The 24,488-nt window shown below is 69.8% G+C and carries 19 protein-coding genes; 6 read left to right on the forward strand and 13 right to left on the reverse strand.

The annotated features are described in order from the left end of the window. Positions 1-4: 4 nt before the first annotated feature. The gene (locus AC3EQ1_RS11070; protein ID WP_432094150.1) at positions 5-1,111 is read left to right on the forward strand and encodes an ABC transporter ATP-binding protein; all 1,107 of its coding nucleotides are present in this window, start codon (positions 5-7) and stop codon (positions 1,109-1,111) included. Between the two features lie 73 nt (positions 1,112-1,184). Continuing rightward, positions 1,185-2,336, forward strand: coding sequence for an ABC transporter ATP-binding protein (locus tag AC3EQ1_RS11075; protein ID WP_432094151.1), 1,152 nt, complete (start codon positions 1,185-1,187; stop codon positions 2,334-2,336). A 73-nt stretch (positions 2,337-2,409) separates the two neighbouring features. Here AC3EQ1_RS11075 and AC3EQ1_RS11080 read toward each other — a convergent pair whose 3' ends face one another. From AC3EQ1_RS11080 to AC3EQ1_RS11140, 13 genes are all read right to left on the reverse strand, one after another. Next, entirely contained in the window at positions 2,410-3,447 is a 1,038-nt protein-coding gene (locus AC3EQ1_RS11080) for an ABC transporter ATP-binding protein (protein WP_432094152.1), read from the reverse strand. Continuing rightward, entirely contained in the window at positions 3,440-4,492 is a 1,053-nt protein-coding gene (locus AC3EQ1_RS11085; RefSeq protein WP_432094153.1) for an ABC transporter ATP-binding protein, read from the reverse strand. Before AC3EQ1_RS11085 ends, AC3EQ1_RS11080 begins: the two co-directional genes overlap by 8 nt. An 11-nt stretch (positions 4,493-4,503) precedes the next feature. Further along, positions 4,504-5,487, reverse strand: a complete 984-nt coding sequence (locus AC3EQ1_RS11090) for an ABC transporter permease (protein WP_432094154.1) — start codon at positions 5,485-5,487, stop codon at positions 4,504-4,506. Continuing rightward, positions 5,480-6,403 (reverse strand): ABC transporter permease, encoded by a 924-nt coding sequence (locus AC3EQ1_RS11095; protein ID WP_432094155.1) that lies wholly within the window; start codon positions 6,401-6,403, stop codon positions 5,480-5,482. The genes AC3EQ1_RS11090 and AC3EQ1_RS11095 overlap by 8 nt, the downstream gene beginning before the upstream one ends. An 85-nt stretch (positions 6,404-6,488) precedes the next feature. Further along, positions 6,489-8,114, reverse strand: a complete 1,626-nt coding sequence (locus tag AC3EQ1_RS11100) for a peptide ABC transporter substrate-binding protein (RefSeq protein WP_432094156.1) — start codon at positions 8,112-8,114, stop codon at positions 6,489-6,491. 369 nt (positions 8,115-8,483) lie between these two features. Further along, entirely contained in the window at positions 8,484-9,632 is a 1,149-nt protein-coding gene (locus AC3EQ1_RS11105) for an ABC transporter ATP-binding protein (protein WP_432094157.1), read from the reverse strand. Continuing rightward, entirely contained in the window at positions 9,625-10,683 is a 1,059-nt protein-coding gene (locus AC3EQ1_RS11110; protein ID WP_432094158.1) for an ABC transporter ATP-binding protein, read from the reverse strand. Before AC3EQ1_RS11110 ends, AC3EQ1_RS11105 begins: the two co-directional genes overlap by 8 nt. A gap of 11 nt (positions 10,684-10,694) precedes the next feature. After that, positions 10,695-11,648, reverse strand: coding sequence for an ABC transporter permease (locus AC3EQ1_RS11115; RefSeq protein WP_432094159.1), 954 nt, complete (start codon positions 11,646-11,648; stop codon positions 10,695-10,697). Beyond that, positions 11,641-12,567, reverse strand: a complete 927-nt coding sequence (locus AC3EQ1_RS11120; RefSeq protein WP_432094160.1) for an ABC transporter permease — start codon at positions 12,565-12,567, stop codon at positions 11,641-11,643. The genes AC3EQ1_RS11115 and AC3EQ1_RS11120 overlap by 8 nt, the downstream gene beginning before the upstream one ends. A 130-nt stretch (positions 12,568-12,697) precedes the next feature. Next, positions 12,698-14,341: a peptide ABC transporter substrate-binding protein gene (locus tag AC3EQ1_RS11125; protein WP_432094161.1), complete on the reverse strand. Its 1,644-nt coding sequence runs from the start codon at positions 14,339-14,341 to the stop codon at positions 12,698-12,700. A gap of 462 nt (positions 14,342-14,803) precedes the next feature. Then, positions 14,804-16,708 (reverse strand): translational GTPase TypA, encoded by a 1,905-nt coding sequence (gene typA, locus AC3EQ1_RS11130; protein WP_432094162.1) that lies wholly within the window; start codon positions 16,706-16,708, stop codon positions 14,804-14,806. 159 nt (positions 16,709-16,867) lie between these two features. Continuing rightward, complete coding sequence (locus AC3EQ1_RS11135; RefSeq protein WP_432094163.1) at positions 16,868-17,548, reverse strand: hypothetical protein; 681 nt, start codon at positions 17,546-17,548, stop codon at positions 16,868-16,870. 256 nt (positions 17,549-17,804) lie between these two features. After that, a complete protein-coding gene (locus tag AC3EQ1_RS11140; protein WP_432094164.1) occupies positions 17,805-20,105 on the reverse strand; it encodes an ABC transporter family substrate-binding protein in 2,301 nt (766 codons plus the stop codon). Between the two features lie 314 nt (positions 20,106-20,419). Between AC3EQ1_RS11140 and AC3EQ1_RS11145 the strand changes: the two genes are divergently transcribed. The 4 genes from AC3EQ1_RS11145 to AC3EQ1_RS11160 all read left to right on the forward strand — a co-directional run bounded on the left by AC3EQ1_RS11145 (position 20,420) and on the right by AC3EQ1_RS11160 (position 24,435). After that, positions 20,420-20,716: a hypothetical protein gene (locus tag AC3EQ1_RS11145; RefSeq protein ID WP_351504815.1), complete on the forward strand. Its 297-nt coding sequence runs from the start codon at positions 20,420-20,422 to the stop codon at positions 20,714-20,716. Positions 20,717-20,863: 147 nt separating this feature from the next. Beyond that, entirely contained in the window at positions 20,864-21,706 is an 843-nt protein-coding gene (locus AC3EQ1_RS11150; RefSeq protein WP_432094165.1) for a hypothetical protein, read from the forward strand. A gap of 18 nt (positions 21,707-21,724) precedes the next feature. Further along, complete coding sequence (locus tag AC3EQ1_RS11155; RefSeq protein ID WP_432094166.1) at positions 21,725-23,671, forward strand: fumarate reductase/succinate dehydrogenase flavoprotein subunit; 1,947 nt, start codon at positions 21,725-21,727, stop codon at positions 23,669-23,671. Then, positions 23,668-24,435 carry a succinate dehydrogenase/fumarate reductase iron-sulfur subunit gene (locus AC3EQ1_RS11160; RefSeq protein ID WP_432094167.1) on the forward strand — a complete coding sequence of 256 codons (768 nt, stop codon included), beginning with the start codon at positions 23,668-23,670 and terminating at the stop codon, positions 24,433-24,435. The genes AC3EQ1_RS11155 and AC3EQ1_RS11160 overlap by 4 nt, the downstream gene beginning before the upstream one ends. Positions 24,436-24,488: the final 53 nt, after the last annotated feature.

The raw sequence follows: 24,488 nt of genomic DNA on the forward strand, positions 1-24,488 counted from the left end.
AACGGTGACCCTTCCGACCACGCCAGAGACCACCCCGCCGGCCCCGGCGGCCGGCCCGTTCCTCTCCGTCCGCGACCTGTATGTGCACTTCGGCACCGAGGACGGCACCGTCAAGGCCGTCGACGGGCTCTCCTTCGGCCTGGAACGGGGCCGCACCCTGGGCATCGTCGGCGAGTCCGGCTCGGGGAAGTCCGTCACCAACCTCGCCGTGATGGGGCTGCACGACCCCCGGCACACCGAGATCCGCGGCGAGATCCTGCTGGACGGCCAGGAGATGACCGGCGCGACCGAGCGGACCCTGGAGCGGCTGCGCGGCAACAAGGTCGCCATGATCTTCCAGGACTCGCTGACCGCGCTGTCGCCGTACTACACCGTCGGGCGGCAGATCGCCGAGCCGTACCGCAAGCACACCGGGGCCTCCCGGCGGGAGGCGCTGCTGCGCGCGGCCGAGATGCTGGAGAAGGTGGGCATTCCGCATGCCCGGCTCCGGGTGCACGACTACCCGCACCAGTTCTCCGGGGGCATGCGGCAGCGCGCGATGATCGCGATGGCGCTGGTCTGCGACCCCGAGCTGCTGATCGCGGACGAGCCGACGACCGCACTGGACGTCACCGTGCAGGCCCAGATCCTGGACCTGCTGCGGGATCTGCAGCAGGAGTTCGGCTCGGCGATCGTGCTGATCACCCACGATCTGGGCGTGGTCGCCCACACCGCCGACGACCTGCTGGTGATGTACGCGGGCCGGGCGGTGGAGCGCGGCACCGTCCGGGAGGTGCTGCGCTCGCCCCAGCACCCGTACACCTGGGGGCTGCTGAGCTCCATGCCCCGGCTGGAGTCCCCGGTGGAGGAGGCGCTGACGCCGATACCGGGCGCCCCGCCGAGCCTGCTGGCGCCTCCGGCGGGGTGCCCGTTCCACCCGCGCTGCGGCTTCGTCTCCGAAGTGGACGCGGCACGGGGGGCGCCGGGCGCGGGTGGTCCGCGGTGCGCCGAGGACCGGCCGGTCATGCCGGACGGGCGCGGAGCCGCCTGCCACCTCGGGGCCGGCCGGCGACAGACCATCTTCACCGGGCAGATCCGGCCCGGGCTGGGGGCGAGCCGTCATGAGCAGTGAAGCGAACGTTCCCGGTCCGCGTGAGGGGGGCGGGAGCGGGGGTGCGCGGAGTGCGGAGACCCGCGGTGGCGAAGTGGCGGGCGCACAGGCCGTCCCCGTCCCCGCTCCCTCACGCGCACCCGCGCCCGCTGCCACACCCGCCCCCGCGCCGGGGGAGCCACTGCTCGTCGCGGAGAACCTGGTCAAGCACTTCCCCGTCAAGGGCGGCTTCCCGTTCCGCCGGAGGGTCGGCGCGGTCCAGGCCGTGGACGGCATCGATCTCACCGTCCACGCGGGCGAGAGCTTCGGCCTGGTCGGCGAGTCCGGCTGCGGGAAGTCCACCACCGGGCGGCTGCTGACCCGGCTGCTGGAGCCGACCGCGGGCCGGATCATCTACCGGGGCCGGGACATCAGCCACGCCGGCCGTGCCGGACTGGCGCCGGTGCGCTCCGAGATCCAGATGATCTTCCAGGACCCGTACGCGTCGCTGAACCCGCGGCAGACCGTCGGCACCATCATCCGCGGCCCCATGGAGATCAACGGCATCCGTCCGCCGGGCGGCCGGGAGCGGCGGGTGCGCGAGCTCCTGGAGACGGTGGGGCTCAACCCGGAGCACTACAACCGCTTCCCGCACGAGTTCTCCGGCGGCCAGCGGCAGCGGATCGGCGTCGCCCGGGCGCTGGCACTGGAGCCGAGGCTGATCGTGGCCGACGAGCCGGTGTCCGCGCTGGACGTCTCCATCCAGGCGCAGGTGGTCAATCTGCTCCAGCGGCTCCAGCGGGACCTGGGCATCGCGTTCGTCTTCATCGCCCACGACCTGGCGGTGGTCCGGCACGTCTCGCAGCGGGTGGCCGTGATGTACCTGGGGACGGTGGTGGAGACCGGGGACCGCGACTCCCTCTACACCCGGCCCCGCCACCCGTACACCCACGCCCTGCTGTCGGCGGTGCCGGAGGCGGTGATCGGCGACGAGGAGGAGCGCACCGGCCGGGAGCGTATCCGGCTGGCGGGCGACGTCCCCTCCCCGATCAGCCCGCCGTCCGGCTGCCGCTTCCGCACCCGCTGCTGGAAGGCCCGGGAGCGGTGCGCGGCCGAACAGCCGCCGCTGGTCCGGATCGAGGGGAACGCCCCGGGACACCTGACGGCGTGCCACTTCCCCGAGGAGCCGACGACGGCGGCCCGGGGCGCGGATGTCATCCTCGACCCCGCACTGGCCGCGATGGAGGAGGGGATGGAACGGGGCTGATCAGGCCACCGGGCGCCGGAGGGTCCGGGGGTCCGGGCCGGCCCGCCGGCTGCCGGAGCCGCAGGCCCGGCTCCTACCCCGCCCCCGTCGGCACCACCGCCGGTTTCTCCTCCGCGAAGTGGCAGGCCGACGGGTGGGCGACCGGGCCGCCGGCGGCCGCCATCCGCTCCGGCACCGCCAGCGGCGGCGTCTCCAGCGCGCAGATCTCCTGGGCCTTCCAGCAGCGGGTGCGGAAGCGGCAGCCGGACGGCGGGTCGGCCGGGGACGGCACATCGCCGGAGAGCAGGATGCGCTCCCGCAGCTCCCGCAGCTCCGGATCGGGGACGGGCACGGCGGAGAGCAGCGCCTGGGTGTACGGGTGGGTCGGGTACGCGTAGATCTGCTCCTCGGTGCCGGTCTCCGCGAACCGCCCCAGATACATCACGGCCACCCGGTCGGAGATGTGCCGGACCACGGAGAGGTCGTGCGCGATGAACACGTACGACAGCCGGAACTCGTCCTGGAGCCGGTCCAGCAGGTTGACCACCTGCGCCTGGACGGAGACGTCCAGCGCCGAGACCGGTTCGTCGCAGATGATGATCTCCGGGTTGAGCGCCAGGCCGCGGGCGATGCCGATGCGCTGGCGCTGACCGCCGGAGAACTGGTGCGGGTACCGGTTGATGTACTCCGGGTTCAGCCCGACGACGTCCAGCAGCTCCTGCACCTTGCGCCGCCGGTCACCCTTCGGAGCCACCTCCGGGTGGATGTCGTACGGCTCGCCGATGATGTCGCCGACGGTCATCCGCGGGTTGAGCGAGGTGTACGGGTCCTGGAACACCATCTGGATGTTCCGCCGCACCGCCTTCAGCGCCCGCCCCGACAGCTCGGTGATGTCCTGGCCCTTGAAGCGGATCCGGCCGGACGTCGGCCGTTCCAGGTTGACCAGCAGCTTCGCGAGGGTCGACTTGCCGCAGCCCGACTCCCCCACGACGCCGAGGGTCTCACCGCGCATCAGGTCGAAGGAGACGGTGTCGACCGCGCGGATCGCGCCCACCTGCCTCTTGACGACGATGCCCCGGGTGAGGGGGTAGAGCTTGGCGAGGTCGCGCACTTCGAGGATCGGCTCAGGCATGCAGCTCGTCCTTCCAGAAGTGACAGGCACTGGTGCGGCCGGGGACCTCGGCCTCGCCCATGGCCTCCGACAGCGGGGTCCCCGCCCGGGCCTGCGGCATCGGCACCACCGGCTCGGTGACCGGCAGCAGCGGGGGCCGCTCGGTCCGGCAGAGGTCCCGGGCCCGCGGGCAGCGCGGGTGGAAGGCGCAGCCGGGCGGAACGGCGGTGAGGTTGGGCGGCAGGCCCTTGATCGCGGAGAGGTCCTGGCCCTTCTGGTCCAGCCGCGGGATCGAGTTCAGCAGGCCGCGGGTGTACGGGTGGGCCGGACGCTTGTACAGCTCGTGCACCGGAGCCGTCTCCACGATCCGCCCCGCGTACATCACCGCGATCTTGTCGGCGACATCCGCCACCACCCCCAGATCGTGGGTGATCAGGATCAGACCCATGGTGAACTCCCGCTGGAGCTCCGCCAGCAGGTCCATCACCTGCGCCTGGACCGTCACGTCCAGCGCCGTCGTCGGCTCGTCCGCAATGATCAGATCCGGCTCCAGCGCCAGCGCCATCGCGATCATGATCCGCTGCCGCATACCGCCCGAGAACTGATGCGGATAGTCGCCCACCCGCTGCTTCGCCGCCGGAATCCGCACCCGGTCCATCAACTCCACGGCTCTGGCCCTGGCCTCCTTGCGGGAGAGACCCTGATGCACCCGGAACATCTCACCGAGCTGATAGCCCACCGACAGCACCGGATTCAGCGAGGAGAGCGCGTCCTGGAAGATCATCGCCATCCTGGCGCCGCGGATCCTCCGGCGCTCCTCCCGGTCCATGGTGAGCAGGTCCCGCCCCTGGAAGAGCACCTGGCCACCGGTGACGAAGCCGGGCGGGCTGTCCAGGATGCCCATGACGGCCTGGGCCGTGACGGACTTCCCCGAGCCGGACTCGCCCAGCACGGCCAGCGTCTCCCCGGCGTCGACCTCGCAGGACACCCCGTTCACGGCACGGGCGACGCCGTCCCGGGTCCGGAACTCGACGCGCAGGTCGCGCACCTCCAGCAGCGTGGACATGGGCCTCCTCCTCAGCGCAGCTTGGGGTCGAGGGCGTCGCGCACCGCGTCGCCGAGCATGATGAACGCGAGGACGGTGATGCTCAGGGCGCCGGCCGGCCAGAGCAGCATGTGCGGTGCGTTGCGGATCTGCGGGGCGGCGTTGGAGATGTCGATGCCCCAGGAGACGGTGGGCGGGCGCAGCCCCACGCCGAGGAAGGACAGCGTGGCCTCCAGCGAGATGTAGGTGCCGAGCGCGATGGTGGCGACCACGATGACCGGGGCCACCGCGTTCGGCCCGACGTGCCGCAGCAGGATCCGGCCGTTGCCCGCGCCGAGGGCCCGGGCCGCCTGGACGTAGTCGTTCTGGATGGCGGTGAGCACCGCGCCGCGGGCGATCCGGGAGATCTGCGGCCAGCCGAGCAGCACGATGAACCCGACGACCGGCCACACGGTGCTGCTGGTGACGACGGACAGGAAGACCAGTCCGCCGAGGACGACCGGGATGCCGAAGAAGATGTCGGCGGTGCGGGAGAGCAGGGCGTCCCCCCACCGTCCGTAGTAGCCTCCGAGGCCGCCGAGGAGGCTGCCGAGGAGGGCCGCGCCGAGGGTGGCGCAGACGCCGACGGTGACGGAGGCGCGGGCTCCGTAGACGGTGCGGGTGTAGACGTCGCAGCCCTGGGTGTCGAAGCCGAAGGGGTGGCCGGGCGCCGAGCCCTGCTGGGACTTGGCGAGGTCGCACTGGAGCGGGTTGCCGTCGGCGATGAGCTGCGGCCACACGGAGATCAGCACCAGGAAGACGATCATCAGGCCGGAGATGATGAAGACCGGGTTGCGACGCAGTTCGTGCCAGGCGTCGGACCAGAGGCTGCGGGGCCGGCCGGTGGGCCCGACGGGTGCCGGTCCGCCCGCGGGGCCGCCTTCCAGGGTCTCCGCCTCGCTGACGGCGAGGTCCATCGTGCCGCCGACGCCGGTCGGGGCGATGGCTTCCTCCGGGTCGTACGGCTGCTCAGGCATAGCGGATCCTCGGGTCGAGCACGCCGTAGAGGACGTCGACGACCAGGTTGGCCAGCAGGAAGACGATGACCAGTACGGTCACGAAGCCGACCACCGTGGGCGAGTTGTTCCGCAGGATCCCCTGGTAGAGCTGGAAGCCGACCCCGTGGATGTTGAAGATCCGCTCGGTGACGATCGCCCCGCCCATCAGGAAGCCGATGTCCGTGCCGATGAAGGTGACGACCGGGATCAGCGAGTTGCGCAGCAGGTGCCGGGTGATGACCCGGCGGCGCGGGAGTCCCTTGGCGATCGCGGTCCGGACGTAGTCGGCGCGGACGTTCTCCGCGATCGAGGTGCGGCTCAGCCGGGTGACGTAGGCCAGCGAGACCAGGGCGAGGACGGTGCCGGGCAGGATCAGCTCGTCGAACGGCGCCTCGGGCGACACCGACGGGCTGACGACCTCCCATTTGACGCCGAGCAGGAACTGCAGCACATAGCCGGTGACGAAGGTGGGCACCGAGATGACGATCAGGGTCAGGAAGAGCACCGTGGTGTCGACGCTCCGGCCGCGGCGCAGTCCGCTCAGCACCCCGAGGGTGATGCCGACGAGCATTTCGATGACCACCGCGACCAGGGTCAGCCGGAGCGTCACGGGCAGGGCGGTGGCCATCAGCTCGGTGACGGGCTGTCCGTTGAACGCCGTTCCGAAGTCGCCCTGGAAGATCTGCCCCATGTAGTGGAGGTACTGCTTCCACAGCGGCTGATCGAGGTAGAGGTCCTTGCGGATCTGCGCGGCGGTGGCGGCGTCCGGGGCCTTGTCGCCGAAGAGGGCCGCGACCGGGTCCCCGAGGGCGTACACCATGATGAAGATCAGGAACGTGCTGCCGATGAACACCGGGATCATCTGGAGCAGCCGTCGGATCACATAGCGGCCCATGGCAGCTCCGCAGGTGGTGGGCCGGCGGAGGCGGGTCCGCGGGACCGGTGCCGTCGGGGGCACCGGTCCCGGTGGCGGCCGGGCCTCACGTGACCTGGATCTCGTTGTAGACGGGGACGCTGAACGGGTTGAGCGTCACGTTGCTGATGCGCTCCGAGTAGCCGCCGTTGCCGTTCTGGTACCAGAGCGGGATGGCCGGCATCTGCTGGGCGAGGATCTTCTCGGCGTCCTGGAAGGTGCCGACGGCCTGTGCGGTGTCGCTCTCGCCGTTCGCCTGGTCGACGAGGTCGTCGAAGTCCTTGTTGGTGAACTTGCCGTCGTTGGAGGAGGCGCCGGTGTAGTAGAGCGGCTGGAGGAAGTTCTGGATCAGCGGGTAGTCCATCTGCCAGCCGGCGCGGAACGGGCCGGTCATCTTGCCGCTGGTGACCTGGTTGCGGTAGTCGGCGAAGGTGCCGACGGGCTTGACCGTGCAGGCCTGGTCGTCGCCCAGCACGTTGTTGATGCTGTTGCAGACGGCGTCCGTCCACAGCCGGTGGGAGCCGGTGTCGACGTTGGTGGTGATGGTCATCCGGCCGCCGGGGAGGCCGCCGCCCTCCTGAATGAGCTTCTTGGCCGCGGCGGGGTCGTACGTGCAGGCGTCGCCGCAGAGCCCGGCCCGGTAGCCGCCGTCCTTCCCGAGGACCGGTGAGGTCCAGTCGGTGGCGGGGGTGCGGGTCTTCTGGAAGATCTGCTCGGTGATCTGCGGGCGGTTGATGGCCCGGGAGATGCCGAGCCGGAGCTTCTCCTTCCCCGGTCCCCAGTCCTTGTCGTAGTAGGGGAAGGTGAGGGTCTGGATGATGCCCGCGGGCTGGTTGATATAGCGGCTGCCGAGGTCGCTGGGGGCGTTCTTGAGCTGCGAGGCCGGGATGTCGTCGGCCAGGTCGAGATTGCCGGCCAGCAGATCGGTGTAGGCGGTGTTGTTGTCGGTGTAGACCTTGAGGTCCACACCGCCGTTGCGCGCCTTGTCGTTGCCGGGGTACTCGTTCCAGGTGCGCAGCTGCATCTGCGAGCCCTTGGTGTACGAGTCGATGGTGTACGGGCCGTTGCCCACCGGCTGGCTGAGCCAGGCGGAGTGGTCGCTGAAGAAGGTCTTCGGCAGTGGGGAGAACGCCGCGTATCCGAGGGTGTCGGGCCAGGTGGAGAACTTCTGGCTCAGCTTCACCGTGAACGTCCGGTCGTCCTTCACCTTCAGCCCGGAGAGCGTCTTGGCGGTGGGGCCGCCGGACTCCGGGTGGACCTGGTCGTAGCCCTCGATGGTGCCGAAGAAGGGGGCGTTCTTCTGCTTGTTCGTGATGAGGGCCCCGTAGTTCCAGGCGTCCACGAAGGAGTTCGAGGTCACCTTCTCCCCGTTGCTGAAGGTCCAGCCGGCGTTGAGGGTGATGGTGAAGTTCTGCGAGTCGGTCGTCTCGATCTTCTCGGCCACCATGTTCTGGGCCGCGCCGGTCCGGGGGTCGTACTTCTTCAGACCACGGAAGATCATGTCCATGACCTTGCCGCCCTGGACCTCGTTGGTATTGGCCGGCTCGAGCGGGTTCTGCGGGTCGCCCCAGGAAGAGCTGACGATTCCGGAACCGTCGGTGCCGCTGCCCCCACCGCCGCTGCCGCACGCCGTCGCGGCGAGGGCGACGGTCACGGCACCTGCGGCCCACTTGGCGTACATGGCTCCGCGCATGGGTGCCTCCTTGGAGTGCCAGGTCTCACGTAGACCAAATAACACCCCAAATTGCCCCAAAGTGCACTTATGCTAACTCCCTACACGCGGATCATGCGCCAGATCCCCCCGAATGCCCGTCAGTGGGCGGGGGCCGGCGGGGACTCCGGAAGCGGCCCGGGGCGAGGCGGGGCGCCGCGGTGGTTCGGTGCGGCGGCCGTCCGGTGGGGCGGGCCGTTCCGGTGCTGCGGCCGTTCCGGTGCGACTGCCGTTCCGGTGCTGCGGCCTGCGGTGATCCGCGACGGCCCTGCCCGAGGCACCCTTCGGCCCGGGAACAGACGTGCGCCCCACGGGCAGTCCCGTGGGGCGCACGATCCGCAGCGGACGGCCTCAGGCCGCGTGCACCACGTCCTTCTCCTCCGCGAAGTGGCACGCCGACTCATGGGCGGCCGGGGAGTCGCTGTCCGCGAACCGCTCCGGGATCGCGAGCAGCGGCACCTCCGTGGAGCACTTCTCCTCGGCCTTCCAGCAGCGGGTGCGGAAGCGGCAGCCGGACGGCGGGTTGGCCGGGGACGGCACGTCACCGGCCAGGATGATCCGCTCCCGGCCCTCGCGCGCCTCCGGATCGGGGACGGGCACGGCGGAGAGCAGCGCCTGGGTGTACGGGTGGGTCGGGTGGTCGTAGATCTCGGTGTCGGTCCCGATCTCCGCCATCCGGCCCAGGTACATCACACCGACGCGGTCGGAGATGTGCCGGACGATCGACAGGTCGTGCGCGATGAACAGGTAGGAGAGGTTGAACTCCTCCTGGAGCCGGTCCATCAGGTTGATGACCTGCGCCTGCACCGAGACGTCCAGCGCCGAGACCGGCTCGTCGCAGATGATGATCTCCGGGTTGAGCGCCAGGCCGCGGGCGATGCCGATGCGCTGCCGCTGACCGCCGGAGAACTGGTGCGGATACCGGTTGATGTACTCCGGGTTCAGCCCGACGACGTCCAGCAGCTCCTGCACCTTGCGCCGCCGGTCACCCTTCGGAGCCACCTCCGGGTGGATGTCGAAGGGCTCGCCGATGATGTCACCGACGGTCATCCGCGGGTTGAGCGAGGTGTACGGGTCCTGGAACACCATCTGGATGTTCCGCCGCACCGCCTTCAGCGCCCGCCCCGACAGCTTGGTGATGTCCTGGCCCTTGTAGAAGACCTCGCCGGAGGTGGCGGTCTCCAGGGTCATCAGCAGCTTGGCGACGGTGGACTTGCCGCAGCCGGACTCGCCGACGATGCCCAGCGTCTCGCCCTGGTAGAGGTCGAAGGAGACACCGTCCACGGCCTTGACCGCGCCGACCTGCCGCTTGAAGAGGATGCCCTGGGTCAGCGGGAAGTGCTTGACCAGGTTGCGCACCTGGAGGATCGGCTCGCCCCGCTCCACCGGGGCCGCGATCGCGGCCTCCACCTCGGTGGTGGTGGAGGCGTCGCTCGTCACCACCTCGGTGACGTTCGGGGTCGCGTCCACGGCCTCGTCGGTCTTCTTGATCTCAGCCATGGATCGTCTCCTTCCAGAAGTGGCAGGCGCTCCCGCGGCCGGCCAGCTCGCCGCCGTCCCGCTCGGTGACCTGGTGCAGCACCGGCACCTCGGTGCGGCAGCTGTCCTCGGCCTTCGGGCAGCGCGGGTTGAAGGCGCAGCCGGACGGGATCTTCAGCAGGTTGGGCGGCAGGCCCTTGATCGCGTAGAGGTCCTGCCCCTTCTGGTCCAGCCGCGGGATCGAGTCCAGCAGACCGCGGGTGTAGGGGTGGGCCGGACGCTTGTACAGCTCGTGCACCGGAGCCGTCTCCACGATCCGCCCCGCGTACATCACCGCGATCTTGTCGGCGACGTCGGCGACGACACCGAGGTCATGGGTGATCAGGATCAGACCCATGTTGAACTCGCGCTGGAGCTCCGCCAGCAGGTCCATGACCTGTGCCTGGACCGTCACGTCCAGCGCCGTCGTCGGCTCGTCCGCAATGATCAGATCCGGCTCCAGCGCCAGCGCCATCGCGATCATGATCCGCTGCCGCATACCGCCCGAGAACTGATGCGGATAGTCGCCCACCCGCTGCTTCGCCGCCGGGATCCGCACCCGGTCCATCAGCTCGATCGCCTTGGCCTTGGCCTCCTTGCGGGAGAGGCCTTGGTGCACCCGGAACATCTCACCGAGCTGATAGCCGACGGAGAGCACCGGATTCAGCGAGGAGAGGGCGTCCTGGAAGATCATCGCCATCTTGGCGCCGCGGATCTTCCGCCGTTCCTCGTTGCTCATGGTGAGCATGTCCCGGCCCTGGAACAGGATTTCGCCCTGCGGGATCCGGCCGGGGGGCATGTCGAGGATGCCCATGATGGCCTGCGCGGTGACGGACTTGCCGGAGCCGGACTCGCCGAGCACCGCCAGCGTCTCGCCGGGGGCCACGCTGTAGTTGACCCCGTTCACCGCCTTGGCGACGCCGTCCCGGGTGTGGAACTCCACGTGCAGGTCACGGACTTCGAGCAGCGGGGTGCTGTCGTCGCCACCGGCACGGGGCGCCGGGACATCAGCTGATTCTTCGATGATGGTCACGTACGCCCTCCTCAGCGCAGCTTGGGGTCGAGGGCGTCGCGCACCGCGTCGCCGAGCATGATGAACGCGTACACGGTGATGCTGACCGCGAGTGCGGGGAAGAGCATGACGTGCGGGTTGTCGCGCAGTACGTCCTTGGCCATGGAGACATCGGTGCCCCAGGAGATCGCCGGGTCGGCGAGTCCCATGCCCAGGTACGAGAGGGTGGCCTCGGCCGAGATGAAGCCGCCGAGCGAGATGGTGGCGACGACGATGGCCGGAGCGACCGAGTTCGGCAGCACGTGCCGGAACATGATCCGGGTGGTGCTCGCGCCGAGGGCCCGGGCCGCCATGACGTAGTCCGCGTGCTTGTTGGTGATCACCGCGCTGCGCATCACCCGGGTGATCTGTGTCCAGCCCAGGAAGGCCAGCGCACCGATGACCACGAGGACGTCGCGCTTGGTGAACGCGTTGAGCACGACCATGGCGCCGAGCAGGAACGGCAGGCCGAAGAAGACATCGGTGAGCCGGGAGATGATCCCGTCCAGCCAGCCGCCGAAGTAGCCGGCGAGCATGCCGAGGACACCACCGACCAGCGTCACCACGAAGGTGACGCCGACACCGACCAGGATGGAGGCGCGGGTTCCGTAAACGGTACGCGCGTAGACACTGTTGCCCTGGTTGTCATAGCCGAACCAGTCGGGCTGGAAGAAGTGCGTCAGCTGGGGCTTGGTCAGGAAGTGGTCGGTGAGCTGTCCGGCCCGCGGGTTGGCGCTGGTGAAGAGCGACGGGAACGCGGCCATGGTGAACAGCACGAGCAGCAGCACCACCGAGATCACGAAGACCGGGCGGCGGCGCAGGTCGTGCCAGGCGTCGCCCCACAGGCTCCGCGCCTTCTCGGTGGCCACGCTCGCCGCGGGCTCGGCAGCAGGTGCCGCGACGGCGTCGACGACCTGCTCCGTCTTCGTCTTGGTCACGTCAGGCATACCGGATCCTCGGGTCCAGGACCGCGTAGAGCAGGTCGACGATCAGGTTGAGCACCAGGAAGATGAGGACGAAGACCGTGACGATACCGACGATCGTCGAGCCCTCGCGCTGACCGAGCGCGTGGAAGAGCACGTTCCCGACACCCTGGACGTTGAAGATGCCCTCGGTGACCACCGCGCCGCCCATCAGGGCACCGATGTCGGACCCGAGGAAGGTGATGACGGGGATCAGCGAGTTGCGCAGCAGATGGACACCGACGATGCGGCCCCGGGGAAGGCCCTTGGCCATCGCGGTGCGCATGTAGTCCGCCCGGCGGTTCTCGGCGACGGTGGTCCGGGTGAGCCGCGCGACATACGCCAGCGAGAGCATCGCCAGGACGAAGCCGGGCAGCATCAACTGTCCGATGTCCATGGAGTCCTGGACGCTGGGCGTGACCCAGCCGAGGGTGTCGGCGAACAGCGTCTGCGCCAGATAGCCGAGGACGAAGACCGGGATCGAGATGACGATCAGGGTGAACGCGAGCACCCCGGTGTCCACCGCCCGGCCCGCCTTCAGCCCCGCCCACACACCGAGCGCGATACCCAGCACGATCTCGATGGTGAGGGCCACCAGGGTGAGCCGGACCGTGACCGGGAAGGCCATCGACATCTCGTCCAGGACCGGCCGGCCGCCGAACGTGGTACCGAAGTCGCCCTTGAACAGGTCGGCCATGTAGTTCAGATACTGCTGCCACATCGGCAGGTCCAGACCGAATTCATGGCGCAGTTGCGCGACCTGGGCGGGGTCCGCCGCCTTGTCGCCCCACATCGCCCGGACGGGGTCGCCGGGGAGTGAGTGCACCATCAGGAAAATCAACAGAGTCGTCCCGATGAACACCGGGATCATCTGGAGCAGTCGCCGCGCGACGTAGCGCCCCATCATGCCTCCAAGCCGTGAGGGGTGGCGGCAGACCTCGGCACCGCCCTGCGGTGGGGGTGCGGGGCCTACGCCTGCAGGCCGGTGCCGCCGCTTCGTACGAGCGGCGGCACCGGCCGGCGTTCCCGGTTTGCTACTTCTGCTTCACCTGGACGTCGGTGAAGATGGGGTCGCCGTCCTGGGCGAACGGGATCTTCCCGAACACGTTCTTGGACTGACCGGAGTCGACCTTGTAGTACCAGAGCGGGATCGCCGGCATGTCGGCTGCGAGCAGCTTCTCGGCCTCCTGGTACTTCTTGACCGTCTCGTCGAGGGTCGGGGCCTTGTCCGCCTCGGCCGACAGCTCGTCGAACTTCTTGTTCGAGTAGGCGTCGGTGTTGCCCGCGGCCGTGGTGCCGTACAGGTCACGCATGAAGTTGGCGTTGACCGGGTAGTCCAGCGTCCAGCCGGACCGGTGCATCGACTTGACCTGCTTGTTGTCCCGGGCGTTCAGGTCGGCCTGGAAGTCCGGCTTGGAGTCGCCGACGCACTCGACGCCGGTGGCGTTGCGGATGCTGTTGCAGACCGCGTCGACCCAGATCTTGTGCGGCTGGTCCGCGTTGAACTGGATCGAGATCTTGTTGGTCGGGACGCCGCCACCCTCCTTGATGAGGGCCTTGGCCTTCTTCGGGTTGTAGGTGCACGCCTCGCCACAGGCGCCGTCCTGGTAGCCGAGGACGTCCTTGGCGACGAAGCTGGTCGCCGGGACGCGGCTGCCGTTCAGCGTCTTCTTGGTGATGGTGTCACGGTCGATCGCCATCGACAGGCCCTGCTTGACCTTGGGGTCGATGTTCTTCCACTGCTTGGTGTAGAAGGCGAAGGCGATGGTCTGGATCGACGACTGGTCGGTGTTGATCGCCCGCTCGCCCAGGTCCTGCTTGTAGTTGGCGAGGGAGGTCGTCGGGATCTGCTCGATCCAGTCGAGCTGGTCGGAGCGCAGGTCCGAGTAGGCGGCCTCGGCGGTGGTGTAGTTCTTGAAGTCGATGCCGCCGTTCTTGGCCTTGTTCGACCCCTTGTAGTCGTCGTACTTCCGGACCTTGATCAGCTTCTTGTGGTCCCAGGAGACGAACTTGTAGGGGCCGTTGCCGACCGGCTTCTCGCCGTAGCCCTTGGGGTCCTTGAAGAAGCCGCTGGGGAGCGGGGCCCAGACGTCGTAGCCCAGCTTGTAGGCGAAGTACGAGATCGAGTCCTTGAGGCTGATCGTGAACTCGTTGTCGTTCACGACCTTCAGGCCGGACATCTTCTTCGAGGAGGGCTTGCCCTTCTCGGGGTGGACGTCCTCGTAGCCCTTGATGTCCTGGAACCAGCTGGAGTTGGTCTGGCCGTTCTCGACGTTGGCCGACCAGTTCCAGGAGTCCACGTAGGACTTGGCGGTGACCGGCTCGCCGTTGTGGAACTTCCATCCCGGCTTGAGCTTGACGGTCCAGACGGAGGAGTCCTTGTTCGGCGTGACCGACTCGGCGTTGATGTACTCGAGCTTGCCGGTGCCGGGCTGGTAGTCCACGAGGCCGGAGAAGATGGTGCGCAGCACGCGACTCCCCTGGCTCTCCTTGGCGTTCGCCGGCTGGAGCGGGTGCTGCGGCTCACTCAGCTGGGCGACCAGGATCCCCTTGGGGTCCGGCTTGCCGTCGTTGATGCCGCCGCCGGCACCGGAGTCGTTGCCGCCACCGCAGGCGGTCGCGGCCATCGCCACGACGATCGCGCCCGCGACCCACTTGGCGCTCTTGGCACCGCGCATGGGTATGCCTCCTCAGGAGTCCACTGTCCATTACATGGAAGGACGCCGGCCGCGCGCTGACACCCCTGACAGCTGCAGTCGGCACCCCCTGCTCGTGAGTCGGCGCTCCCCACAGCGCTTGACCCATTGACCCGAGCTCAATGGACCCAACTATCGAGTAGGTTCGCGCCGTAAACCACACGTAAGGGATCTCGTTTTGGTCACATCAAGTTCATCGAGATGCCCGAAATCCGGACAAAGGGAGCCCATACAGACAGGCATGAAACGGACTGTTAACGCTTCTTCCGGTGATCGGTGCCCGATATCCGAACGCGGTGCGGGAGAAACCCCGTTGACACGCGGGGGCACGCACGACGGCCCGGCACCCTCGTCGAAAGGGGTGCCGGGCCGAGCGTATCCCTGCGGCTGAAGAGCTGTCAGCTCATCGGCTCACGCGGGAGAGTCACCGGAAAAGGCGGCGGGTCACCGCTTGGCGCGCGACGCCGTGCGGCCGCGCTCCTTCTGGTCCAGGACGACCTTGCGGATGCGCACGGCCTCCGGGGTCACCTCGACGCACTCGTCGTCGCGGCAGAACTCCAGGGACTGCTCCAGCGACAGCTTGCGCGGCGGCACGATCGCCTCGAAGGAGTCGGCCGAGGAGGAGCGCATGTTGGTGAGCTTCTTCTCCTTGGTGATGTTGACGTCCATGTCGTCGGAGCGGGAGTTCTCACCGACGATCATGCCCTCGTACACCTCGGTGCCCGGGTCGGTGAAGAGCACACCGCGCTCCTGGAGGTTGGTCATCGCGAAGGCGGTGACCGCACCGGAACGGTCGGCGACCAGGGAGCCGTTGTTACGGGTGGAGAGCTGGCCGAACCACGGCTCGTGGCCCTCGTGGATGGAGTGCGCGATACCGGTGCCGCGGGTGTTGGTCAGGAACTCGGTACGGAAGCCGATCAGACCGCGGGAGGGGACGACGAACTCCATGCGGACCCAGCCGGAGCCATGGTTGGACATGTTGTCCATGCGGCCCTTGCGGACACCCATCAGCTGGGTGACGGCGCCCATGTGCTCCTCGGGCACGTCGATGGTCATCCGCTCGACGGGCTCGTAGGTCTTGCCGTCGACCTCCTTGGTGACCACCTGCGGCTTGCCGATGGTCATCTCGAAGCCCTCGCGGCGCATCTGCTCGACCAGGATGGCCAGCGCCAGCTCGCCGCGGCCCTGCACCTCCCAGGCGTCGGGACGCTCGGTCTCCAGCACGCGCAGCGAGACGTTACCGATCAGCTCGCGCTCCAGGCGGTCCTTGACCTGGCGGGCGGTGACCTTGCGGTCCTTGACCGCGTTCTTGGCGTCCGCGCCCTTGCCGGTGCCGCCCTTGCCGACCAGCGGCGAGGTGTTGGTGCCGATGGTCATCGAGATCGCGGGCTCGTCGACCGTGATCAGCGGCAGCGCGACCGGGTTCTCCGGGTCGGCCAGCGTCTCGCCGATCATGATGTCCGGGATACCGGCGACGGCGCAGATGTCGCCCGGGCCGGCCTTCTCGGCGGGCTTGCGGGTGAGCGCCTCGGTCATCATCAGCTCGGTGATGCGGACGTTGGAGATCGAGCCGTCGCGCTTGATCCAGGCGACGGTCTGCCCCTTCTTCAGCTCGCCCTGCTCGACCCGGAGCAGCGCGATACGGCCGAGGAAGTTGTCGGCGTCGAGGTTGGTGACGTGCGCCTGGAGCGGGGCGGTCTCGTCGAACTGCGGGGCCGGGACCGTGTCCAGCAGCGTGGTGAAGAACGGCTCCAGGTTCTCGCTGTCGGCGGGGACGGTGCCGTCCTCCGGCTTGGTCAGCGAGGCGACGCCGTCACGGGCGCAGGCGTAGACGATCGGGAACTCGATCTGGTCCTCGTCCGCGTCCAGGTCCAGGAACAGGTCGTAGGTCTCGTTGACGACCTCGTCGATCCGGGAGTCCGGGCGGTCGGTCTTGTTGATGCACAGGATGACCGGCATCCGGGCCGCGAGGGCCTTGCGGAGCACGAAGCGGGTCTGCGGGAGCGGGCCCTCGGAGGCGTCGACCAGCAGGACGACCGCGTCGACCATCGACAGACCGCGCTCGACCTCACCGCCGAAGTCGGCGTGGCCGGGGGTGTCGATGATGTTGATGGTGACCGGGTCGCCACCGTCCTTCGGGTGGTACTTGACCGCGGTGTTCTTCGCGAGAATGGTGATGCCCTTCTCGCGCTCGAGGTCGTTCGAGTCCATCATGCGCTCGTCGAGGTTCTCAGCGGCGTGCGCGGCGAAGGCACCGGCCTGCTTCAGCATGGCGTCGACGAGGGTCGTCTTGCCGTGGTCGACGTGGGCGACGATGGCGACGTTACGAATGTCGTGGCGCGTGGGCATGGGTGACTAGCGCTTCTCTCGGATCGTGGGATGCGGCGTCTCATTCCTCGTACGCCCCGCCGGGCTGGCCCGCCTCGGCTGCCTCCCATGGTACGTGGACCGGCAAACTCCGGACTCCCCGGCGATGCCTACCGCCCGTACCGCCCGTTCCCGCGCCGGTCAGGAGCGCGCCGGATCGCCCTTGCGGCAGCCGAGCCGGGCCGCCTCGCGCAGCCACGCCGGCCGCTTCTTCTCCGGCTTGGCGGCGCAGCTCACCACGTCCAGATCGGCCCCCGACCGCCAGGTGAGCACATGGCCGGAGGTGGTGGCGCTCCGGCCCGTGCCGCGGCAGGTGTAGGTGAAGTCGGCTTCGACCAGCCGGACCGAGCGGGCCGTGAGGTACCGGCCGGACCGGCTCGCGGACCAGGTGCCGGCGGAGCTGCCGTCGTCCCGCGAGCTGGCCGGGGAGCCCTCCATGCCGTCTCCCGCCAGGCCGTCGGCCTTCAGCCGCTGGGCGAGGGCCTGGATCACCAGACCGGCGGGGAGCGCCGGGCCCCGGGCCGCCACCGCGGGCGTGAAGCGCACGAGTTCCACGTTGCGCTCACTGCTGATCTCCCGGCCCTTGCGGTACTGCCGGGTCGGGGAGAGATCGGTGACGACCGAGCGCTGGGCGGCGTTGAACCAGCGGTAGGTACCGTCCTCGCACGCCCGCTCCACCGCACGGCGGGCGGGCGGCGCGGGGGCGGGCCGCTTCGCGGCGGCCTCGGTCCTGGCCGGCTTGTCGTCGCTCTCCGCCGAGCAGCCCGCCGTTCCCGCTGTCACCAGGACGGCCACCGCTGCTGCGATCCACACACGCTGCATGCTCTCGACTCCCCCGTTCCCGGGTCTGATCACGGTCATGGTCTCGGTTCCCGGGGGACGGGGCCCCGGGGCGGGCCGGTGAGGGCCCTCGTGGCCGGGGCGGGCGGGCCGGTGGCGACCCGCCCGCCCCCGGCCCGTCCGGCTCTCCGCGGAAGGCGTCTTCTGCGGAGGCCGTCTCCTGCGGTGGCTGTTTCCTGCGGTGCGGCCGTCTCCTGCCGTGGCCGCTTCCTGCGGAGGCCGCTTTCCTGCTGAAGCGCTACTTCCGGAAGCCGATGTCCTGGTAGCGCGGGGTGGCGAAGCCGTAGGCCCCGACGTTCGCGAGGTTCGACCGCGCCGCGACGAGCTGCGGCCGCTGGTAGAGCGGGAGCGAACCGGCCACCGCCCAGATCCGGGCGTCCGCCCGGCGCACCAGGCTGCGCGAGGCCGCGCCGTCCAGCTCGGAGACCGCCTGGTCGAAGAGCTGGTCGATGTGGTCCGTGCCGACCCGGGTGTAGTTCTGCTCGACGATCAGCGAGCCGTCCGCCGCGGGCTGCGGCTTGGCGAAGATCGGACGGGCGTCGGTGGCCGGGTAGGCGCTCGCGGGCCAGGACCACAGGGCGAGGTCGTAGTCACCGGCGGCGATGTGGTCCTTGAAGTAGCTGTCGTCCTTGACCTTGACGATCTCGGTCCTGACGCCGATGTCCTCCAGCATCGCGGAGATCCGGTCGCCGACGGTGCGCAGCGGTTCGGCACCGGTTCCGGTCGGCAGGACGAAGCGGAGGACCAGCGGCTTGCCGTCCTTGCGGACCGCGTGGACGTCGGCCGACCCGGCCCTGCTGCCGCCCGGCCCGGCCTCCTTCGCCGAGCCCTTCTTCTCCCGGTCCTTCTTCTCCCCGTCCTGCTTTTCGCCGTCCCGCTTCTCCCCGTCGTCCTTCCGCGCGCTCTCCTGCTTCTCCCCGTCCTTCTTCGCCGGCTTCTCCTCGTCCCGCTTCTCCCGGGCCTGCTTCTCCTCGTCCCGCTGCTTCTCGTTCTTCTTCTCGTCCTTCTTCTTCTCGTCCTTCTTCTCGCCGCGCTCCTCCCGGGCCTGCTTCTTCTTCTCGTCCCCGTCCTGGCCCGTGTCGTCGCCGTTGCGCCGGTCCTCCGCCTTCCCGCCCGCCTTGGGCAGGTCCGCGCCGCCCTCCCGCCGCCAGCCCGCGGAGCTGAGCAGCGCCTGGGCGGCCTCGGTGTCCTGGCTGCCGAGTGCGGCGCTGTTGTCCTGGTAGCCCTGCTGCCCGGCCATCAGCAGATGGCTGCCGAGCGGCTGGGCGGGCAGGGCGAGCGGCTTCAGCACGGCGTCGGCGATGGCCTGCCGGTTGATCGCCCGGGCGACGGCCCGGCGCACCCGCTCGTCGGCCAGCGGCCCGGAGGCGCCGTTCAGCGCGAGCTGGGTGTAGGCGGGCTCCAGGGACTTGCGCACGGTGTAGCCGCGCAGGTTCTCCGCCCGGGAGGCCGCCGCGCGGCGCGCCCGTTCGGCGGCGCGCTCCTGCGGCGTCCCGTGGGCCCGGGCCCAGGCCCGGAGCGCCTCCGTCGGACCGGCGTGGGCGGAGCGGAGCGCTCCGGCGAGCGACTCGCCGTGGTGGGCCGCCTGCCGGGCGTCGCCGCCCTTCTCGCTCCGGCCCCCGCTCTTCGGCCGCGCCGCGGCCTGGATCTTCTCCACCGTCGACCGGTCGATGTCGGCGACGTCCAGCTCACCGTCGCTCAGGGCGGCCGCCCGCCGGTCCCGCGCCACGGCCTTGAACACCACCGAGTCCAGCTTCGGGCGCTCGCCCCACCAGCGCGTATTCCGGACCAGGGTGACCTTCCCCCGCCCCTTCGTACCGTCGACATCCTTCAGCGCGAAGGGCCCGGCCGTGGCCTTGAGGGTCTTGCGCGCGCCGTCGTTGAAGGCGCCGGGGGTGCCCATGACGGCCTTGGGGTAGAGCGGGGTGAACAGCGACCGCCAGTCGGTGTACGGCTTGCCGAAGGTGACCCGGACCTCCTGCGGGCTGTGGCCCTGCTCGATCTTCCGGATCCGCTCGTACCCGGCGTTGCGCGCGGTCCAGTAGGCACGGTTCCGGCCGCTGAGCGCCTTCCACTGGGCCGCGAAGTCCTCCGCGCCGAGGGCCCGGCCGTCGCTCCACTTGGCCGCGCGCTTCAGCTTGTAGACCACGACCTGCTGGGGCTCGCGCTCGGTCACGTCCGCGGAGTCGAGGTAGTCGGGGTTCCGCTTGGGCCGGCCGCGCTCGTCGAGGGTGAACAGCGCGGGCAGGACCGCCCCGGCGATCCGGTCGCTGGCCGCGTCGGCGTCGGACTGGAAGGTGTTGAGGGTCACCGGCACGGCGTCGATCGCCCAGCGCACCGTGCCGCCGCCGCGCAGCTGTCCGCGGGCCGCGGAGGCGACGTCCTGCGGCACGACGGCCTGCCGGGGAGTGGCCTCCTCGGAGGACGAGGAGCTGCAGCCGGCCAGGACCGGCAGCGGAAGGAGCACGCCCGCCGCGAGGAGCGCGGTGCAGCGGCGCTGACGGGAGGCCGCCCCGACTCGGATGCCGTCGATCGACATGTCTGAACCTCCGGGCTGCACACGTTTGGCGGCTTATGTCTTTCATCGCATCTATTGCTGCACCACTGAACGCGACGCCCCCCGTTCCGGGGCGCAGACACGGCGGATACGGGGGTTTTGCCACCCGGAGGGAGCAAGCCCGAAGGCACCCCCGCACGCTGACAGGGCGTATCCGGGCGACACGAAATGGGTAATCGCGGTGGCGCCCTAGCCAAGGCAATATGTGACGCGCGACACTCTCATGCGCATCAGCGTTGTCAGCCTCCCTCCTGCTCCCTTCGACAGGAGGGGCCCATGGGAAGCGAGGGCGTTTCATGTCCCTTCAGGACGATCTGACAGCCGCACAGCGCACGGTGGAGGAGCTGTTCCGCACCGTCGGCCGACTGGAGCAGCAGATCGGGACCGGCCTGGAGATCCGCCGGGTGCGCGCCGACGCGGACCATCTGCGCGAGAGTCTCGCCCTGCTGCGCGAGACCGCCCCGCCCGAGCGGGCCGGGACCACGCCCCGCCGCACCGACCTCGTCACCATCCCCGACGCCCCCTACAACAGCGCCCTGTGGGCGGACGCCGAGGACGAGGGTCTCGGCGCGCGCGACCGGCGCGCGCCCTAGCGCCGTGACCGCAGCGGTGCGCCGGCTCGCGGCGCCCGGCACGGCACCGCGAGCCTTCCGGCACACCGTTGCGGTCACGGCACCGGCCGACGACGAGCCCCTCCGCTCCGCATCCACCGCCGATCCCACTCCAGCACGGAGTCACTCTTGGCCACTGGCACCGAACCCCGACCGGGCACCGACGACCCCGGCGACGCACGGGGCGGAGTGCTCTCCGCCCCGCGTGCCGCCATTCCGGCGCGACATCTGCGGACCGACCGCTGGTGGCTCGCGCCGGCCGTCACCGCCGCGGGCCTGCTCGCCTTCATCGTCTACTCGACCTGGCGGGCCTTCGCCAATTCCGACTACTACGCGGCGCCGTACGTCTCGCCGTTCTACTCCCCCTGTCTCGCGGAGAACTGCGAGACCATGCGGGGCGGTCCCAACTGGGAGATCTTCGGCAGCTGGTGGGGCCTCTCCCCCGCCCTGCTGATCCTCATCTTCCCGCTGGGCTTCCGGCTCACCTGCTACTACTACCGCAAGGCCTACTACCGGGGCTTCTGGGCCTCGCCCCCGGCGTGCGCGGTCGCGGAGCCGCACCGCACGTACACCGGCGAGACCCGCTTCCCGCTGATCCTGCAGAACATCCACCGGTACTTCTTCTACGCCGCGCTGCCGGTGGCCGGGATCCTGACGTACGACACCGTGCTCGGCTTCCGGAACAGCGAGTACGAGTGGGGCCACATGGGTCTGGGCACCCTGGTCTTCCTCGTCAACATCGTGCTGATCTGGGCGTACACCCTGTCCTGCCACTCCTGCCGGCACATCATCGGCGGCCGGCTGCGGCACTTCTCCAAGCACCCGGTGCGCTACCGGATGTGGGGCTGGGTGGGAAAGCTCAACGAGCGGCACATGCTTCTCGCCTGGTCGTCACTGATCAGCGTCGCGCTCGCCGACTTCTACGTCTATCTGCTCGCCACCGGCGCCTTCGACGACCCGCGGCTCTTCTGAGATGGAGATGGAACATCTATGACCCAAGTCGACCGGCAGGCGTGGGACGTGGTCGTGGTCGGTGCGGGAGGCGCCGGCCTGCGCGCCGCCATCGAGGCCCGGGAACAGGGCATGCGGACCGCGGTGATCTGCAAGTCGCTGTTCGGGAAGGCCCATACGGTCATGGCCGAGGGCGGCATCGCCGCCAGCATGGGCAATGTGAACGCGGGCGACAACTGGCAGGTCCACTTCCGCGACACGATGCGCGGCGGCAAGTTCCTCAACCAGTGGCGGATGGCGGAGCTGCACGCGCGCGAGGCCCCCGACCGGGTGTGGGAGCTGGAGACCTGGGGGGCGCTCTTCGACCGCACGAAGGACGGGCGGATCTCCCAGCGGAACTTCGGCGGCCACGAGTACCCGCGGCTCGCCCACGTCGGCGACCGCACCGGTCTGGAGCTGATCCGCACCCTCCAGCAGAAGATCGTCTCGCTCCAGCAGGAGGACGAGCGCGAGCACGGTGACCATGAGGCGCGGCTGAAGATCTTCCAGGAGTGCACCGTCACCCGGGTGCTGAAGTCCGACGGGAGGGTCGCGGGCGTCTTCGGCTACGAGCGCGAGTCCGGGCGGTTCTTCGTCATCGAGGCCCCGGCCGTGGTGCTCGCCACCGGCGGCATCGGCAAGTCCTTCAAGGTGACCTCCAACTCCTGGGAGTACACCGGCGACGGGCACGCCCTCGCGCTGCTCGCCGGGGCCCCGCTGATCAACATGGAGTTCGTGCAGTTCCATCCCACGGGGATGGTCTGGCCGCCGTCGGTGAAGGGGATCCTCGTCACCGAGTCCGTGCGCGGCGACGGCGGCGTGCTCCGCAACAGCGAGGGCAAGCGCTTCATGTTCGACTACATCCCGGACGTCTTCAAGGAGAAGTACGCGCAGAGCGAGGACGAGGGCGACCGCTGGTACGAGGACCCGGACCACAACCGCCGCCCGCCCGAGCTGCTGCCCCGCGACGAGGTGGCCCGCGCCATCAACTCCGAGGTGAAGGCGGGCCGGGGCTCGCCGCACGGCGGGGTGTTCCTGGACGTGTCCACCCGGATGCCCGCCGAGGCGATCAAACGGCGGCTGCCGTCCATGCACCACCAGTTCAAGGAGCTGGCGGACGTCGACATCACCGCCGAGCCGATGGAGGTCGGGCCGACCTGCCACTACGTGATGGGCGGGGTGGACGTGGACCCCGACACCACGGCCGCCACCGGGGTGCCCGGGCTCTTCGCGGCGGGCGAGGTCGCGGGCGGCATGCACGGCTCCAACCGGCTGGGCGGCAACTCCCTGTCGGACCTGCTGGTCTTCGGACGGCGGGCCGGGCTGCACGCGGCGGAGTACGCCGCCGCGCCGGCCGGGGGCGCCCGTCCGCTGCCCCAGGACACGGAGATCGCCATGGCGGAGGCGGAGGCGCTGCGTCCGTTCAGTGCCGAGGGCCCCGATCCGGAGCACCCGGACAGCCGCCCCGCGGAGAACCCGTACACGCTCCACCAGGAGCTCCAGCAGACGATGAACGACCTCGTCGGCATCATCCGCCGGGAGAGCGAGATGACGGAGGCGCTGCACCGGCTGGCCGCGCTGCGGCTGCGGGCGCGGCGCGCGGGCGTCGAGGGGCACCGGCAGTTCAACCCGGGCTGGCACCTGGCGATCGACCTGCGGAACATGCTGCTGGTCAGCGAGTGCGTGGCGCGGGCCGGGCTGGAACGCACGGAGAGCCGCGGCGGCCACACCCGGGACGACCATCCGCGGATGGACCGGGACTGGCGGCGGATCAACCTGGTCTGCCGGCTCTCCGACCCGACGGGCGGCCTGGCCGCGACCGACACCGAGCGCGGCCAGATCCGGCTGGAGCGGCGGGAGAGCGAGCCCATCCGGGACGACCTGCTCGGGCTGTTCGAGAAGGAAGAGCTGGTGAAGTACCTGACGGACGAGGAGCTGACCCAGTGAGTGGCTACGAGGCCCGCTTCAAGGTGTGGCGGGGCGACACGGACGGCGGCGGCCTGGAGGACTTCCGGGTGGAGGTCCACGAGGGCGAGGTGGTGCTCGACATCATCCACCGGCTCCAGGCCACCCAGGCGCCCGATCTGGCCGTGCGGTGGAACTGCAAGGCGGGCAAGTGCGGTTCGTGCAGTGCGGAGATCAACGGGCGGCCGCGGCTGCTGTGCATGACGCGGATGTCGGTCTTCGAGCGGTCGGAGACCATCACGGTCACCCCGCTGCGGGCCTTCCCGGTGCTCCGGGACCTGGTGACGGACGTGTCGTTCAACTACACCAAGGCGCGGGAGGTGCCCTCCTTCGTCCCGCCGCCGGGGGTCGCGCCGGGCGATTACCGGATGATGCAGGAGGACGTGGGGCGCTCGCAGGAGTTCCGCAAGTGCATCGAGTGCTTCCTGTGCCAGGACACCTGCCATGTGGTGCGCGACCACGAGGAGAACAAGCCGGCCTTCGCCGGGCCGCGCTTCCTCATGCGGGTCGCGGAGCTGGACATGCATCCGCTGGACGCCGCCGAGGAGTCGGGCCTGGACCGCAAGCGGACCGCGCAGGACGACCACGGGCTGGGCTACTGCAACATCACCAAGTGCTGCACGGAGGTCTGCCCGGAGGGGATCAGGATCACCGACAACGCGCTGATCCCGCTGAAGGAGCGGGCCGCGGACCGCAAGTACGACCCGCTGGTCTGGCTGGGCGACAAGATCCGGCGGCGCAGCTGAGCCGGTGACCGGCCGCCGCGCGTGACGGCGGCCGGACGCGCGGAGGGGGAGGG

Source organism: Streptomyces sp. bgisy100, assembly GCF_057709105.1.